The sequence below is a fragment of the Rhizobium esperanzae genome, assembly GCF_002204185.1.
GTDB classification, from domain to species: domain Bacteria; phylum Pseudomonadota; class Alphaproteobacteria; order Rhizobiales; family Rhizobiaceae; genus Rhizobium; species Rhizobium esperanzae.
In genome coordinates this window covers 1-15059 of sequence record NZ_MXPU01000007.1, presented here as the reverse complement: position 1 = coordinate 15059, position 15059 = coordinate 1, and the positions used below count along the sequence as shown (strand labels likewise).

Sequence of the window (15059 nt, the reverse complement as noted above, 5' to 3'; positions counted from 1 at the left end):
CATGAAATCCGCAAGGTAGAAGCTGTACGGGCAATGACTGCCCGAAAATGCTCCTGAATGGGACAGGTTGGTGTGAAATGCGTGTGCAAACGACCATCGAAATTTTTGACTATTGGAACCGTATCCGCGGCGCTGCCGATGCGCCGCTGAAATCACAGGTCGAACCCTCTGCCGTTCCGCACCTACTGCAAAGTCTCTTCATCCTCGAGACGCGCGACGGCGGAGACATCGTTTTCCGGCTCGCCGGCACCCGCATCTGCGATTTCTTCGGGCGCGACCTGCGCGGTGAACGTTTTTCGTCTCTTTGGGCGCATGGCCAGCACGCGGATATTGAACGCACAGCGATGGGTGTCATGGACCATGCCATGCCGGCCCTGTTCAACACCACCGGCTACAGCACCGTTGGTCATCAGGCCTCCTTCGAGATCATCATGATGCCGCTGCGCTCGTCGGACGGCGCCTGCGACCGGCTGCTCGGCGCGATCGCACCGAAGGCGCCTGCGAGCTGGCTGGAGATCGTGCCGCTGGAATTCCTGGCGCTCGACCGCAGCCGTCTGCTGCCCGAAAAATTCAGCAACGCCACGCCGGCCGAACTGCGCTCGATCAACGAGGTCGTCGCGGCAAAAGGCATCGGGTTCGGCCAGGCCATGCGCCGCATGGTGTCACAGCTGCTGAGTGCCGAGGCGCGTTAAGCGTCTCGTTTCAGGACAAGGCGCGCACTCGTTTTCGGCTATGTCACAATAAGGCGAAACAACCTTCTGTTAATGGATTGGAGGTAAGGATTGATCTCTCCAGTTTTTGTGAAGAAGCCCTTTGATGCACTCGTTCCAGCCAGCTCAGACGCAACGACCTGCGCCGCGCCCTGAACAAGGCGTTTTCCAGCGCGTGCCGATCAATATGCAGGGCCGGCTGATGCTTGCGAATTACGAGGAGTTCGAATGCATGGTGATCGACATGTCGCCCGGCGACATGTACGTCATCTGCTCCGGCCGGCCGCGCGCCAACGAACGCGTCGTCGCCTATATCGACCATCTCGGGCGCGTCGAAGGTTACGTCCAGACCCTCGACGGCCGCGGCTTCACCATGTCGATCAATGCCACCGAGCGCAAGCGCGAGAAGCTCGCCGCCCAACTCACCTGGCTTGCCAACAAGCACGAGCTCGGCCTGCCGGAAGATCGTCGCCACGACCGTCTGACACCGCGTGATACGAAGACCGAACTCACGCTCGAGGATGGCACGCGCTATACCTGCCGCATCATGGACCTGTCGCTGTCAGGCGCCGCCATCGATGTCGAAATGCGTCCGTCGATCGGAACGGCGGTGCGCCTCGGCAACATGCGCGGCCGCGTCGTGCGTCACTTCGTCGAAGGTGTGGCGATCGAATTCCTCTCGATCCAGTCCCGCGAGACACTGCGCGAATTCCTTTGACAGCCTGAAAAATCGCGATGCCTTGCGGCGGATCAATTCGTGCCAGGTCCTGAGCACACCGGGTCGGGTCGTGTTGAAAGCGCGAGCCTCACGACAAGCGATCTGCAAGCGGCGGCAAATCCGGCTTTGGAAGGCTGGTGCGAAATCTTGTCGCAAGTTGTTCCAACCAGTAAAGCATGTTGAATTATGGGTGGAACAAGCTGCGACACTGGTCGGGCGGAAGCCGGCAGCGCGAAATTGAGCAGGATCTTGGGTCGATGAATTTCCGGCCGCCGTCCGTCTTCCCTTCGTCATGAACATGATGGATAAGATCCGCCTCGACCGCAGGTGCACCGATGCCAGCCCTCTACCCGGAAATCGAACCCTATGATCACGGCCTGCTCGATACGGGCGATGGCAACCTGATCTATTGGGAAGCTTGCGGCAACCCGAGGGGGCGGCCGGCACTCGTCCTGCATGGCGGGCCGGGCTCGGGCTGTTCGACCGCGGCGCGCCGGCAGTTCGATCCGGACGCCTATCGGATCATCCTCTTCGACCAGCGCAATTGTGGCCGGAGCCTGCCGAGTGCTGCAGATCCCGAAACCGATCTCTCCCTCAATACGACCTGGCATCTCCTGGCCGATATCGAGAAGCTGCGGCTCTTTCTCGGCATCGACAGATGGCTGCTTTTCGGCAACTCCTGGGGCTCGACGCTGGCGCTCGCCTATGCCGAAACGCATCCGCAGCATGTCACAGCGATCATCATATCGGGCGTGACCACCACGCGGCGATCGGAAATCGACTGGCTTTGTCGCGGCATGGCGCCGCTCTTTCCGGAAGAATGGCACCGTTTCCGCCAGGGGATACAATCCTGCGCGCCACGACTGGATGAGGACATGGCCAGCGTCTATCACCGCCTCCTCAACGATCCGGATCCTGAGACGCGCCTCAAGGCGGCGCAAGACTGGCATGATTGGGAATCAGCTTCGATCCCGCTCGCCGGGGAAGGACTGCCGCGCCGCTGGGCCGATCCGGCTTATGTGCTGGCGCGCGCCCGCATCATCACCCACTACTTCGTCAACGGCGCCTGGCTGGAGGATGGCGTGCTCTTGAAGAACGCCGCGCGGCTTGCCGGCATTCCCGGCATCCTGCTGCAGGGACGGTTCGACATCGAGGCTCCGCTCGTCACCGCCTGGGAACTGGCCCGCGCCTGGCCGCAAAGCGAGCTCGTAATCCTGCCGCGCGCTTCCCATTCCACTGCAAACCCCGATATGAGCGCGGCAATCGTCGCCGCTACCGATCGATTTCGCGATTTTCCTCAAAAATAATTTTAATGCCGCCCCCCGGAATCCGAGCGATATTCTGCTTTCGGCAGGTTCCAACCGACCGATTCCGCCGGCATCGCCACCGCAAGCATCGCGCCGCAGCGCCGCAGGCATTTATCCGGCTCAGCGACAGCTCTTAACGACGCGACGGCAGCGCAGGCTTTCCGTCGGCGAAGTCCTTGTCGCGTCCATTACAATTTTAATCGACTTCGACACAAATGCGTGCCGAATTTTATTGGTATTCGAGCCAAGTTTTATCGGCATTTGACTCAACTAAGCATTTAATTCTATTGCGTAATTTTGCATGAGATAAAAACGTCCGTGTCATTGTCACCTCAACTTAGGGGAGACGGCAATGACAGCTGCGAATATCCTGAAAGGCGGCCTTTTGGCCGGTGCGCTCATGATGGCACTGACGGGCGCGGGACAGGCAACGCCCGCCAGCATGGCGTTGGCGGGCAATGCCAGCCCGCCGATCGGACACTATGAATTCTGCAAGGCCAATCCGGCGGAATGCACCTATGCCGGCGGCGATGCCGGGCCGGCCGTGCTCACGGAGGATCGCTGGAAGGAAATCCTCAAGGTCAATTACACCGTCAATTCGTCGATCCAGCCGGAGACGGATGAACAGATCTACGGCGTCGAAGAGCGCTGGGCCTATCCGACCACCGTCGGCGATTGCGAGGACTATGCCCTGCTGAAGCGCAAGATGCTGATCGAGGACGGCTTCTCGCCATCCGACACACTGATTACGGTCGTGCTGCAGCCGAACGGCGAAGGCCATGCGGTGCTGACGGTCCGCACCGATCACGGCGACTTCATTCTCGACAACATGCGCAACAAGGTGCTGCTGTGGTCGGACACCGAATACACCTATCTGAAGCGCCAGTCCGCAAGCGATCCGGCCCGCTGGTCGAAGCTTCAGGACGGCCGCGCTGTTGCGGTCGGTAGCGTCAAGTAGGCCCACCGCCGGCCAAGCCGGCACAGGTTTCGGCCCGGTCAGTCCCCGCATCCCGTCCCCGACCGGTGCCCAAGAGCCGTTCCCGCTGTCCCGGGAACGGCTCGCTCCTTTTTGGGACAAGGGGTCCATCCCGGCACAACTGCGACCCCGAAATCTTAGCGAAGTATTAACCTTGCCGGTTCGATCATGTCGATGAGATTCATCATCGGCACCGGCGGCTCACGTTCATCCTGCGGCGGACCGAAACGCGAAGAACCGCCATGAGCCAAGCCGCCCAAAGCGCACCCGACGAGCAGCCGCTTCTTTCCACGAGGTTTCTCCTGCGCACGATGGCGGCGATATCAGTCCTGGCGGTCCTGACCGTCGCCATCAGCATCGCCGGCCGTTGGTTCGGCCGGCACATCTCCCTTGCCGGCAATACCGACAGCACGGCTGAAATCACGCTGACCATCGGTCGCGACACAGTGAAATTCCCCGAAAATACCATTCGCTTCCCGAGCCAGAGACATGACGGTGCCGCCGAGCGCGTCGATCTTTACCTCGCCTGGCCCTCCATGCGGGGTTACGGCAAGGACAACCATCTGCGATTCGACGATATCTCCCAATCCTCCGGCCTCATCTTCCTGCAGATCGCCCAGAGCACCATGTCACGCGACATGTCCGGCCGGCTGGAGCCGATCTATTCGCATCTGATCGAAGGAACAGCCGAGCCTTTCCGGGACGGATTGACACTCCATCGACTTCGCGCCGACGCAGGTTATGGCGGAGAAGTGCTGCTCACGGCACCGGTCAAAGGCGGGCCGGACTACGTCGTGCGCTGCATATTGCCTTCAACTCCGGACAAGGCGGCAAGCGGAGATTGTCAGCGCGACATCAAGGTCGGCAAGGATCTCAGCGTCCTCTACCGCTTCTCCAGCAGCCATCTCGCGGACTGGGAACATATTGATGCCGCGATCAGACTCTTTGTGGAGCCGCGTCTTGTGAACCGTTCTGTGACAGGTCCCTAAAATGCCGGCGGAGAAGGCATGAAACGATTCATCATAAACGGATTGGTAACGCTGAATCGGTAATTTCAAAAAGACGAGCTGTGCGGCGGGGGGGTGTGCGGTTCCTGCCCATTGTCTGAAATGCAAAGCGAAGAGTGGAATAGTGTCAAGGTCAGTCTCCTCCGTATCATCATCCCGGTCCGGCAGCTTTTTCGCAAAGCTCCTGGCGATCCTTTCGATGGCTCTCACGGTCGTCTTGATTGATTCGGTCAATGCCGACGCGGAGGCGGCCAATCCGAAATATGCGGGCATCGTCGTCGACGCCAAGACCGGCAACGTTCTCTACAGCGAGAATGCCGATCGGCTGCAATATCCTGCCTCGCTGACTAAGATGATGACCCTTTATATGACCTTCGAGGCTTTGGAGCAGGGTCGCATCCGCCTCGATACGCCGGTTCCCTTCTCCGCTCACGCGGCCGCCCAGGCGCCGACCAAGCTTGGCGTGCGCGCCGGCGGCACTATCACCGTCGAGCAGGGCATCCTCGGTCTCGTCACTCTGTCGGCTAATGATGCGGCAACCGCGCTTGGCGAGATGCTCGGCGGCAGCGAAGACCGATTCGCCCAGATGATGACCGCCAAGGCGCATGCGCTCGGCATGACGCGCACCACCTATCGCAACGCCAACGGCCTGCCGAATACGGCGCAGATGACGACGGCGCGCGACCAAGCCCGCCTCGGCATCGCCCTTCGCCAGCATTTCCCGCAATATTACGGTTATTTCTCCACCCGCGCCTTCAAGTTCGGCACCCGCACGATTCGCAGCCACAACCGGCTGGTCGGCTCCGTGCGCGGCGTCGACGGCATCAAGACCGGTTATACGCGCGCCGCCGGCTTCAACCTTGTGAGTTCGGTACAGGTCGACGGGAAGTCGATCGTCAGCGTCGTGCTCGGCGGCACTTCCGGGTCGGCTCGCGATGCCCAGATGCGCAATCTGATCGCCACCTACCTGCCGAAGGCGTCGAGCCGCGGCGGAAATTCGGCGCTGGTGGCCCAGGCAGCCCCTGCCCCTGAAATGATCGAAACGCCTGCTCCGGTTCAGCCGCAGAAGGCTCGGCAGCAGGTCGCCCCGGAACAGGTCGCAAAGACGATCACTGCGGCGCAGCCGCCGATTTCTGCCGCTGTCGCCGATCTCAGCCTGCCGCATAAGGGCCCGCTGCCGGATGCCCGTTATCAGGTGGCCGAGGCCGAAGTCGCCTATACCGAAACATCGGCCCCGAAGTCCGACAATCCGCTGGTCGCCCAGACGATGCCGGCGCCGACGAAGGTCAAGACCACGAGCTTCAAGCAGCAGGCTCCGGTCGCCGCACCTGCTGCACAGGATAACGCCGCCGTCGATCACGTCACGACCGCATCGACCAACGCCACCCCGGCAAGTGCTGCGCCTGCGGGCTGGGTCGTCCAGGTCGGCGTCTCGCCGAGCCGGCAGATGGCCATGGACCTCCTGGAGAGCGCCAAGAGCAAGGGCGGCAAGGCGCTGGCCTCGGCAAAGCCCTTCGCCGTCGCCTACGGCGCTGGCAACGACCAGGTCTACCGCGCCCGCTTCGGCGGCTTTGACGATCAGCGCGATGCGGTCAATGCCTGCAAGGCCTTGAAGAAGGCCGGCATCAAGTGCTGGGCCGCAGCACAATGAGTTATTCGGTGCTGCCTGCGACAATGCCGGCGGCATCCGTAACGGCCGGAATCGGTGTTTGCGTTTCCGGCCATCGGTTTGAACTCGATCAGTAATGCGTACGGGGAAAACTATGGCGATCAATGAGAATGTTCCGGGAATGCCAGGCGACCGCCGCGGCGGGGCCAAAGGGCGTTCATCCCTGCATCCGCTGCACGAAGCGGCTCTGCGACTTGCCGAAATCGGTCTGCAACGGCCGAGAGCGAAGTCTGCCAAGACCCGGGATCTCATCAATCTGCTGCTTTGCCATGGCGCCCGCGCCTGGCGCTATTCGCAGCCGGAAGCCCGCATTCATCTGCATGTGACGTCGCCGGACGGCAGCGCGCCGGTGCAGCTGCGGCTGCGCTGAAATCCGCATGCCGTCGTCCGAAACAGATATTTTGGGCGATAGAATTAGAGCAGGCCGAGATCTGTCAGCTCGCGGCGCAGCTCCGCGGGCATTTCGGCGATCCCGGAGCCCAAGCTCGTCAGATCGGCCGGCACGTCATCCTGCATATAGTAGCGCCAGCCCTGGAACGGCCGCTTCGGCTGCACCGCCGTTTCGATCACCTCGGGACCGAGCATCAGACGGCAGCGTGAGATCCCTTCGTCGTCTGTGAACGTTTTGATGTCGAGCAGCCTCTGCCTCGCCTGCACCTGTCCCTTGATCACCCAATAGAGCGAGCCGCCGTCGAGAAGCTCCTCCATGCGTTTGGGCACCATGCGCGTCGTGTGAACCGAATGAGGTTCGAGCCCGGCGGCAATGGCGCGCAGCGAGCGCTCCGCCACCCATTCGCGCAGATCCTCGATCGAGTCGGCGCCGACACAGAGTTTGATGAGATGCAATGCCATGCCGCCGTTGAAATCCTTTTGGCGGCAGGCGTCAAGCGTCTAAAGCAATTCCAGGAAAAGTGTGAAGCGGTTTTCCCAGGCAAAGCGCGAAGCGTTTGCCGATAATTTTGCAAAACAATGGCTTAGAGCGGTTAAGCGCTCGTGTGAAGCGCTCAACCGCGCTAGCGAATCAGTTCGCACGCTCAGCATTCGACGACATTGACGGCGAGGCCGCCGGTCGAGGTTTCCTTGTATTTCTCGCTCATGTCATGGCCGGTCTGGCGCATCGTCTCGATGCAGGCGTCGAGCGGCACGAAATGCTGGCCGTCGCCCTTGACGGCAAGCGATGCCGCCGTGACGGCCTTGACGGCGCCAAGCGCATTGCGCTCGATACAGGGAACCTGCACGAGGCCTGCGACGGGATCGCAGGTCATGCCGAGATGATGTTCGAGCGCGATCTCGGCGGCATTTTCGATCTGCTCCGGCGTGCCGCCCATCACCGCTGCCAGGCCTGCAGCCGCCATCGCCGCGGCCGAGCCGACCTCGCCCTGACAGCCGACCTCGGCGCCAGAGATCGACGCATTGTGCTTGATGATGCCGCCGATCGCCGCAGCCGTCAGCAGGTAATCGCGGATACCGTTCTGGTCCCAGTCTTCATGAAAGTGCTCGTAATAGCGGATCGTTGCCGGAATGACGCCGGCCGCGCCATTGGTCGGCGCCGTGACGACGCGCCCGCCGGCGGCATTCTCCTCGTTGACGGCCATCGCATAGACGCTGAGCCAGTCATTAGCGAGCAGCGGATTGACGCGATTGCTGCGCCACTCCTCCTGCAGCTTGTCGTGAATTCGGCGGGCGCGGCGCTTGACGTTGAGGCCGCCCGGCATGACACCCTCGACCTTGAGGCCGCGCTCGATGCAGGAGCGCATTGCTTCCCAGATGCGGTCGAGCCCCTGATCGAGCTCTTCTCGGCTGCGCTGGCTCTCCTCGTTCGCCCGCTTCATCTGCGCGATCGACAGCCCGGAGCGCTCCGCCATCTCGAGCATCTGTTTGGCGGTCGAGAAGGGATAGGGCACGCGCACGCCGCCCGTGGCATTCTTCTTCGCCCGCATCTGTTCCAGCTCGGTATCGGTAACGACGAAGCCGCCGCCGACCGAATAATAGATGCGCTTGAGGAGCAGCCGGCCGTCCTTGTCAAATGCCGAAAAGATCATGCCGTTGGCATGGCCTGGCAGCGGCTGCTTCTTGTCGAAGATCAGATCGGTCTTCGGCTGGAACTGGTAGGCCGGATGGCCCGCAGGCGTGATGCGGCCGGTGCGCTCCACGGTATCGATGATGCCGTCCATCCTGTCGGGATCGACACTGTCGGGCGCCTCGCCCATCAGTCCGAGAATGACAGCCCTGCCCGTGCCATGACCGATCCCTGTATGGGCGAGCGAGCCATGCAGGCTGACCTTGATCGCGACGACCTGAGCGCCCGATGACGGACGCGGCCATTCATTCGACAGGATCAGGTCGAGAAATCGGTTGGCGGCCGACATCGGACCCATCGTGTGCGAGCTCGACGGTCCGACACCGATCTTGAACACGTCGAATACCGAAAGAAACATGGATGCGCCTTCTGAACACTGGAATGCAAATTTAAACGCCGCCGGCGCCGGATCCAAGCGGCGAACCGACATCGCCTGGAGTCGGTGCGACATTTCACACTAGCGCAGAGCCATGAAAATCGGAATCGCTTTTCAGAGCTATATCGCCGTGAGTGTCCCCTTATGGACGCGCAGCGCTCTAATTCCGTGTGAGCCCGGCTTACCGGTCATTGCAGCATCTCAGCGCATATGTAAGGTGGCCGCAATCATGCGGAGACTGAATCATTGATGACGACGGCGGATTATATCGCTCTGGCTTTCTTTGCCTGTGTCTGGATGGGCTACTCCTGGCTGCTGAAGGGTCGCACCTTCTTCGGCCGCACCAGCCTGACCCATGCGATGACCGAACGGCGGCGGGAGTGGATCTATAATTCACTGCGGCGCGACCTGAAGATGATCGACACGCAGATCATGTCCGGCCTGCAGAACGGCACCGCCTTTTTCGCCTCGACCTCGATCTTTGCGCTCGGCAGTTGCTTTGCCCTGCTCGGCGCGACGGAAAAGGTCGACGCCGTCTTTGCCGACCTGCCCGTCGTCTTCCATGGTGGCCATGCCGCCTTTGAGCTCAAGGTCGGCGGTCTGGCGGCGCTGTTCGGTTATGCCTTCTTCAAGTTCGGCTGGTCCTATCGGCTGTTCAACTATTGCACCATCCTTTTCGGCTCCATTCCGATGATGCGCGAAGCCGAGAGCGACGTCATCGCCGCGGAGCGAGCCGCCGAACGCGTCATCCGCATGAATGTCATCGCGGGCAGCAATTTCAACGAGGGCCTCAGGGCGATCTTCCTGTCGATCGGCTATCTCGGCTGGTTCATCAATCCCTACGTCTTCATGCTGACGACGGCGACCGTCATCTTCGTGCTGACACGGCGGCAGTTCTTCTCGCAGGCGCGGCTGGCGATCATGGATGCCGGCCCGCCATCAAATCCACACCTTTCTGCTATTCGCCACGGCACGCCGTCGAACGACGGAAGTGATTTGACCGGGGGACTTTGATGACAATGCCGGCAATGCAGGCAGATGCGGTGGCAAGACCGCCGCGCATCGGTCTATTGGATACGGCGCGCGGCGTCGCGCTGATCGCCATGGCGAGCTATCATTTCACCTGGGACATGGAGTTCATGGCCTATCTGGCGCCGGGTACGGCCGAGACCGGCTGGCTGAAGATCTATGCCCGGGCGATCGCCACGACCTTTCTCTTCATCGTCGGCATCAGCCTGGCGCTCTCCAGCACGCCGACGATTCGCTGGCCGTCCTTCTGGAAACGTTTCGGCATGATTGCCGCGGCGGCCGCGGTCATTTCGATCGCCACCCGCGTTGCAATGCCGGACACTTGGATCTATTTCGGCATCCTGCATTGTATTGCGGTGCTCACGCTCATCGGCGTCGTTTTTGTCAGATTGCCGCTCGCCTTCACGCTCCTCGTCACAGTCGCGCTCCTTGCCGCCTGGATCCTCGATAATTTCGGCACACCGGGCCTGCTCCGCTCATCCTTCTTCGATCCGAGATATCTCGCCTGGATCGGCGTTGCCGAAACGCCGCAACGCTCCAACGATTACGTGCCGCTGTTTCCTTGGGCTACGCCGTTCTTCGTGGGCTTGAGCATCGCCTTGATTGCCATCAGAACCAGGCTGCCGCATCGGCTCGCGGCCATCGGCACAGGCTCCTGGTGGCCGGCGAAGCTTGGCCGCCACAGCCTCGCCTTCTACCTCATTCATCAGCCGGTGCTGATCGCGATCGCTTACGGACTTTCCCTTGTCGTCCCACCGCCGCAGCCGGATCCGGTCGAAACTTACCTTAGGCAATGCAACTCCGCTTGCGTCATGCAGCAGGGCGAAGCCCTCTGCCGCAGCTTTTGCCAGTGCACGCTCGACAGATTGCAGGCCCAGGCGCTGCTGATACCGCTGCAGGCCGGCAAGATCGATCTGCAGAATGATGAGCGGGTCCAGACGATCGCCGGCGAATGCAGCGCCGAGGCGCAATAAAGGACCGGCAACCGTTCTGCGGCACGTCTCAGGTGGTGACGCCGATTTCGGCGAGGCGGCCGAGGCAGGCCTCTTCGATATTGTCGAGTTCCGTCAGCGTGTCGTCTATGTCCTTGCGCTTCTGGCGCAAGTCCTCGCGCTTCTCGTCGACCCGCTTCATCAGAAGCTTCAATTGGCCGAGCTCGCCGGGCGGCTCCTTATAGACTTGGATGATCTCGCGGATTTCCGCGATGGTGAAGCCGATCCGCCGGCCGCGCAGGATTTCTCCGATGAGCCGGCGGTCCGCCGGCCGGAAGAGACGCGTGCGCCCTCGCCGCTCCGGATGGATCAGTCCCTCGTCTTCGTAGAAGCGGAGCGTGCGCGTCGAGACACCGAATTCGCGCGTCAGCTCCGTTATGCTATAATATTTGTTCACCGGCATGAGTTCCCCGTCATCGAACCGGCAATAATATTGACTTTTACGTAATAGTCAATTTCGGCGAACCGTCAGATGCCGAACCACCAGGTGGCGATGCCGAGAAAAGCGAAGAAGCCGGTACAATCGGTTACCGTCGTGACGAACACCGACGAGGCAATCGCCGGGTCCGCTCCCACCTTATCGAGCAGCAGCGGCAGCAGGATGCCGGCAAGCGCGGCCGCCATCAGATTGATGATCATCGCCGCCGCGATCACCCCGCCGAGCTGATAGTCGTTAAACCAGATGCCGGCGATCGCGCCCATGATCGTCGCAAAAACGGCGCCGTTGAGAATGCCGACGCCGGCCTCCCTGCGGATGATGCGACCGGCATTGTAGATGTCGAGATCGCGGGTGGCGAGCGCACGCACGGTCACCGTCATTGTCTGCGTGCCGGCATTGCCGCCCATCGAAGCGACAATCGGCATCAGCACCGCAAGCGCGATCATTTTCTCGATCGAGGCGTCGAAGAGGCCGATGACGCTCGCCGACAGCATCGCCGTGCCGAGATTGATCAGAAGCCAGAGAAAACGCGAGCGCGCCGTCGAGATCACGTTGTCCGACAGCTCTTCGTCGCCGACACCGCCGAGGCGCTTGATGTCCTCGTCCGCCTCTTCGTGGATGACGTCGACGACGTCGTCGATGGTCAGCACGCCGACCAGCCGGCCGTTCTCGTCGACGACGGCAGCCGACAGAAGATCGTATTGTTCGAAAAGCTGGGCCGCCTCCTCCTGGTCCATCTCGGCGGGCACCGGGTGGTTGGTCTCCCGCATGATCTGCTCGATCTTCGTCTGCCGCTTGGTGCGCAGGATCTGATCGAGATCGACGGCGCCGAGCAGCTTGAAGGTCGGATCGATGACGAATATCTGCGAGAAGGAATAGGGCAGATCCTCCTCGTCGCGCATATAGTCGATCGTCTGGCCCACCGTCCAGAATGGCGGCACGGCGACGAACTCGGTCTGCATGCGGCGTCCGGCCGAGCTTTCCGGATAATCGAGCGCCCGGCGCAACCGCACCCGCTCGGTAAACGGCATCTGGGCGAGGATTTCTTCCCGGTCCTCCTTGTCGAGGTCTTCGAGAATGTAAACGGCATCGTCCGAGTCGAGCTCGCCGATGGCGGCCGCGATCTGCTCGTTCGGCATCTGGTCGACGATCTCGCGGCGAATTGCCTCGTCGACCTCGGTCAGCGCCGTCATGTCGAAATCTTCGCCGAGCAGCCGCACCAGCGCCAGGCGCTGATCCGGCTGGATCGATTCGAGCAGGTCGCCTATCTCGGATTCATGCAGGCGGGCGACATTCCCGCGCAGGAACAGCGTGTCGCGATCGGCGATCGCCGCACCGACGAGCGCCAGGAAATCGCCGCGGACATTGCCGTCCTCGTCGTAGATATCCGCTTCTTCGTCATCGCGCCGGCGAATGCGGTCGTCCCCATCGGTCGTCGTCATCTGCCGCCCTCGCACCTGGTTCGAATTTCAACGACTGCCGCACCGCATTCGCAAATGTCGGCCGAAAACACAATTGTCAACAAGCGGATAAGCGAATTCCGCGCGAGGCCGCAGTCGGAATTCTTGGCCCCTGCTAGCTCAAAGCATCCTTGTCGTAAAGCGCCAACCGTGCTTCGTGATGACAATGTCTGCGGCCGGCGATAGTTTCCCCGCCGCTCAAAGAGAGGGGAACCCGCTTCATGCCCATCCGTCCGATCCTGCGCTATCCGCATCCGGGCCTGAAGACCGTCTGCCAACCGGTGACGGACTTCGATGCGTCGTTGGCCGCGCTCGCCGACGACCTGCTGGCGACGATGCGCGCAGCCCCCGGCGTCGGCATCACCGCCGCCCATATCGGCGTCTTCCGCCGTGTGACGGTGCTGGAGCTCGATCGGGCCGACGGTGTGCGCCTCTACGTCAATCCTGAGATTACCTGGAGGTCGCAGGAGACGATGAACCATGCCGAGGGCAGCGTCTCCATGCCCGACGCGACCGAAGAGGTCACACGTCCACGGGCGATCCGCTTTCGCTATCAGGATGCCGGCGGCATCGTGCACGAGGAGGCCGCCGAAGGTTTCCTCGCCATCTGCGTCCAGCACGAGGTGGACCAGCTCGACGGCATCTTCTGGCTGCAGCGGCTTTCGCGGCTGAAACGCGAACGCCTCGTCAAAAAATGGGAGAAAACCCAAGGCCGACAAATCGCCCGCCACACCGAACCATTCGCCCCTGTCGGCGTTGTCCCGAAAGAAACTAGGAGCGACTATAATGGCAAGGATCGGTGACAAGACCCCGATTTCACGCGAGGCCCCCGAGCTTTCCCGTGAAGAAGAATATCGCGACCTCGAAGAACGCAATCTCGATGACGGCTGGCCTTATGCCGACGGCACCGCCACCAGCGACCCGGCAAACCGTCCCTATGGCGAGACCGCGGCAAATTTCGACAGCGATCCCAACGCAGGTTTCCGAATCGACGGCACAGACCAGGACGGCAACGAGAATCGCCTCAAGGATTCGTTGCGCGCGGGTCTGATCGATCGCGATGAAAGCGACGAGCTCGAGGCGCGGGTGAACGACGCTCTCGAAAACATTCCCGAGGTCGATATCAAAAGTATCGAGGTTCATGCGGACGGTCACGTCGTCACCCTCGAAGGCTCGGTCGAGACGATCGGCATTGCCCGCAAGGTCGAGCTCGGCGCGCTATCGGTCGACGGCGTCCACCATGTCCGCAACAAGCTGCAGCTGACCGGGGTCGACGCGCATATCCCGAACGAAGACTGACCAGAGGCGCATCACGATGACCATCGCCAGGAGGCGGGCACACCGCCTCCTATTGGTTCCTGACATTACCAAAAGTTAACAATTTCCGATTGCAGCAGGAGCAGGTAGCCTGCCGTCTGTTTTGCTACGCGGCTGCCGTAACGCAAACGTCACGTTCGTTGACAACACCGTGATTTCATTTGAACAAAAGGCAATGAAGCGATCGGCTTCCGTTCACAATATCGCCGCAATTGGCGCGCGAAATCTTATCTGCCGGGGATGGTTTATGTTGTTGAATGCAACAACAGATTGAGGAGAAGAACCATGCGCATCAAATTTGCCCTCGCCGCGTCCCTGTTCGCCGTCAGCCTTGCCGGCGCTGCCTTCGCTCAGCCGACTTATTCCGATGACTATACCAACGACAGCGATGGCTTTGCGCCCTCGAAGATGGCGCCGCCTGCTCCGGTGCACTACAGCAACAACCACAAGGCTCCGGCCTATTCCAGCGATTACACCAATGACAGCGACGGCTTCGCCCCAGTTGCCATGACACCGGCGGTCGACAAAACCGCGACCGCAAGCATCAAGCCCCTGCCCCCGTGCCACAGCATGGTCGGCCCGAGGGGCTCCCATACCAAAGGTGCCGACAGCGGCGCCTCGCGCACCGAGGCCTGCCGCGCAACGCATTGATCCAATAAATAAGGGGCCGGAAAATCGGCCCCTCAGATTGCTGACAAACCCCTGGCGAGAGCTGGGGGTTTGTGATTCACTGGGACATGTTGAAGAAACCCAGCCCTGAACAGACAGCTCTCGAGATGGTGACGCTCGATAGTCTGGTGCCAAAGGATCACCTGCTTCGCAAGATCGAGGCGGTGATTGACTTCTCCTTCATCCACGACCGCGTTGCGGGATTGTATTGCGCCGACAACGGCCGACCACCGCTCGATCCAACCTTGATGTTCAAGGCGTTGTTCATCGGCTACCTGTTCGGCATCCGCTCCGAGCGGCAGTTGGTGCG

The 15059-nt window shown here is 61.3% G+C and carries 16 protein-coding genes and 1 pseudogene; 13 read left to right on the top strand and 4 right to left on the bottom strand.

The window, feature by feature from the left end:
- The first annotated feature begins 47 nt into the window (after positions 1–47).
- The 7 genes from B5E41_RS11945 (at position 48) to B5E41_RS11915 (ending at position 6757) form a co-directional block, all read left to right on the top strand.
- The gene (locus B5E41_RS11945) at positions 48–692 is read left to right on the top strand and encodes a PAS domain-containing protein (RefSeq protein WP_176439377.1); all 645 of its coding nucleotides are present in this window, start codon (positions 48–50) and stop codon (positions 690–692) included.
- 124 nt (positions 693–816) lie between these two features.
- Positions 817–1428, top strand: a complete 612-nt coding sequence (locus tag B5E41_RS11940) for a PilZ domain-containing protein (RefSeq protein WP_088393832.1) — start codon at positions 817–819, stop codon at positions 1426–1428.
- A gap of 335 nt (positions 1429–1763) precedes the next feature.
- A complete protein-coding gene (gene pip, locus B5E41_RS11935) occupies positions 1764–2735 on the top strand; it encodes a prolyl aminopeptidase (protein WP_088393830.1) in 972 nt (323 codons plus the stop codon).
- A gap of 352 nt (positions 2736–3087) precedes the next feature.
- Positions 3088–3693 carry a transglutaminase-like cysteine peptidase gene (locus B5E41_RS11930; RefSeq protein WP_064802741.1) on the top strand — a complete coding sequence of 202 codons (606 nt, stop codon included), beginning with the start codon at positions 3088–3090 and terminating at the stop codon, positions 3691–3693.
- A 260-nt stretch (positions 3694–3953) separates the two neighbouring features.
- Complete coding sequence (locus tag B5E41_RS11925) at positions 3954–4700, top strand: hypothetical protein (RefSeq protein ID WP_088393828.1); 747 nt, start codon at positions 3954–3956, stop codon at positions 4698–4700.
- A 142-nt stretch (positions 4701–4842) separates the two neighbouring features.
- Complete coding sequence (locus B5E41_RS11920) at positions 4843–6369, top strand: D-alanyl-D-alanine carboxypeptidase (protein WP_088393826.1); 1527 nt, start codon at positions 4843–4845, stop codon at positions 6367–6369.
- A gap of 112 nt (positions 6370–6481) precedes the next feature.
- Positions 6482–6757, top strand: a complete 276-nt coding sequence (locus B5E41_RS11915; RefSeq protein ID WP_088393824.1) for a hypothetical protein — start codon at positions 6482–6484, stop codon at positions 6755–6757.
- Positions 6758–6801: 44 nt separating this feature from the next.
- Here B5E41_RS11915 and B5E41_RS11910 read toward each other — a convergent pair whose 3' ends face one another.
- Together B5E41_RS11910 and B5E41_RS11905 are read right to left on the bottom strand one after the other, a co-directional pair.
- Complete coding sequence (locus B5E41_RS11910) at positions 6802–7239, bottom strand: DUF1489 family protein (protein WP_088393822.1); 438 nt, start codon at positions 7237–7239, stop codon at positions 6802–6804.
- A 182-nt stretch (positions 7240–7421) separates the two neighbouring features.
- Complete coding sequence (locus B5E41_RS11905) at positions 7422–8825, bottom strand: L-serine ammonia-lyase (RefSeq protein WP_064810437.1); 1404 nt, start codon at positions 8823–8825, stop codon at positions 7422–7424.
- A 267-nt stretch (positions 8826–9092) separates the two neighbouring features.
- Here B5E41_RS11905 and B5E41_RS11900 point away from each other — a divergent pair, with 267 nt between their 5' ends.
- Both B5E41_RS11900 and B5E41_RS11895 read left to right on the top strand, forming a co-directional pair.
- Entirely contained in the window at positions 9093–9857 is a 765-nt protein-coding gene (locus tag B5E41_RS11900; RefSeq protein ID WP_088393820.1) for a DUF599 domain-containing protein, read from the top strand.
- The gene (locus B5E41_RS11895; protein WP_088393818.1) at positions 9857–10846 is read left to right on the top strand and encodes a heparan-alpha-glucosaminide N-acetyltransferase; all 990 of its coding nucleotides are present in this window, start codon (positions 9857–9859) and stop codon (positions 10844–10846) included. Before B5E41_RS11900 ends, B5E41_RS11895 begins: the two co-directional genes overlap by 1 nt.
- Before the next feature lie 28 nt (positions 10847–10874).
- On the opposite strand, the gene B5E41_RS11890 is transcribed toward B5E41_RS11895, so the two are convergent.
- Together B5E41_RS11890 and mgtE are read right to left on the bottom strand one after the other, a co-directional pair.
- The gene (locus B5E41_RS11890; protein WP_011425479.1) at positions 10875–11267 is read right to left on the bottom strand and encodes a MerR family transcriptional regulator; all 393 of its coding nucleotides are present in this window, start codon (positions 11265–11267) and stop codon (positions 10875–10877) included.
- Between the two features lie 65 nt (positions 11268–11332).
- On the bottom strand, positions 11333–12745 hold the full coding sequence (gene mgtE, locus B5E41_RS11885) for a magnesium transporter (RefSeq protein WP_088393816.1): 1413 nt from the start codon (positions 12743–12745) through the stop codon (positions 11333–11335).
- A 239-nt stretch (positions 12746–12984) separates the two neighbouring features.
- Between mgtE and B5E41_RS11880 the strand changes: the two are divergent.
- The 4 genes and pseudogenes from B5E41_RS11880 to B5E41_RS11865 all read left to right on the top strand — a co-directional run.
- Positions 12985–13476: pseudogene (locus B5E41_RS11880) on the top strand (peptide deformylase); the annotation flags it as partial.
- Positions 13477–13549: 73 nt separating this feature from the next.
- Positions 13550–14062, top strand: coding sequence for a BON domain-containing protein (locus B5E41_RS11875; RefSeq protein ID WP_088393814.1), 513 nt, complete (start codon positions 13550–13552; stop codon positions 14060–14062).
- Positions 14063–14365: 303 nt separating this feature from the next.
- Entirely contained in the window at positions 14366–14731 is a 366-nt protein-coding gene (locus tag B5E41_RS11870) for a hypothetical protein (protein ID WP_088393812.1), read from the top strand.
- Positions 14732–14817: 86 nt separating this feature from the next.
- Positions 14818–15059: transposase (locus B5E41_RS11865; protein WP_176439322.1), on the top strand; the 242-nt coding region annotated here is incomplete at its 3' end.

Coding starts and splice junctions, on each gene's coding strand:
- B5E41_RS11945 (WP_176439377.1), top strand. CDS start 48: ATGCTCCTGAATGGGACAGGTTGGTGTGAAATGCGTGTGCAAACGACC.
- B5E41_RS11940 (WP_088393832.1), top strand. CDS start 817: ATGCACTCGTTCCAGCCAGCTCAGACGCAACGACCTGCGCCGCGCCCT.
- pip (WP_088393830.1), top strand. CDS start 1,764: ATGCCAGCCCTCTACCCGGAAATCGAACCCTATGATCACGGCCTGCTC.
- B5E41_RS11930 (WP_064802741.1), top strand. CDS start 3,088: ATGACAGCTGCGAATATCCTGAAAGGCGGCCTTTTGGCCGGTGCGCTC.
- B5E41_RS11925 (WP_088393828.1), top strand. CDS start 3,954: ATGAGCCAAGCCGCCCAAAGCGCACCCGACGAGCAGCCGCTTCTTTCC.
- B5E41_RS11915 (WP_088393824.1), top strand. CDS start 6,482: ATGGCGATCAATGAGAATGTTCCGGGAATGCCAGGCGACCGCCGCGGC.
- B5E41_RS11910 (WP_088393822.1), bottom strand. CDS start 7,239: ATGGCATTGCATCTCATCAAACTCTGTGTCGGCGCCGACTCGATCGAG.
- B5E41_RS11905 (WP_064810437.1), bottom strand. CDS start 8,825: ATGTTTCTTTCGGTATTCGACGTGTTCAAGATCGGTGTCGGACCGTCG.
- B5E41_RS11900 (WP_088393820.1), top strand. CDS start 9,093: ATGACGACGGCGGATTATATCGCTCTGGCTTTCTTTGCCTGTGTCTGG.
- B5E41_RS11895 (WP_088393818.1), top strand. CDS start 9,857: ATGACAATGCCGGCAATGCAGGCAGATGCGGTGGCAAGACCGCCGCGC.
- B5E41_RS11890 (WP_011425479.1), bottom strand. CDS start 11,267: ATGCCGGTGAACAAATATTATAGCATAACGGAGCTGACGCGCGAATTC.
- mgtE (WP_088393816.1), bottom strand. CDS start 12,745: ATGACGACGACCGATGGGGACGACCGCATTCGCCGGCGCGATGACGAA.
- B5E41_RS11875 (WP_088393814.1), top strand. CDS start 13,550: ATGGCAAGGATCGGTGACAAGACCCCGATTTCACGCGAGGCCCCCGAG.
- B5E41_RS11870 (WP_088393812.1), top strand. CDS start 14,366: ATGCGCATCAAATTTGCCCTCGCCGCGTCCCTGTTCGCCGTCAGCCTT.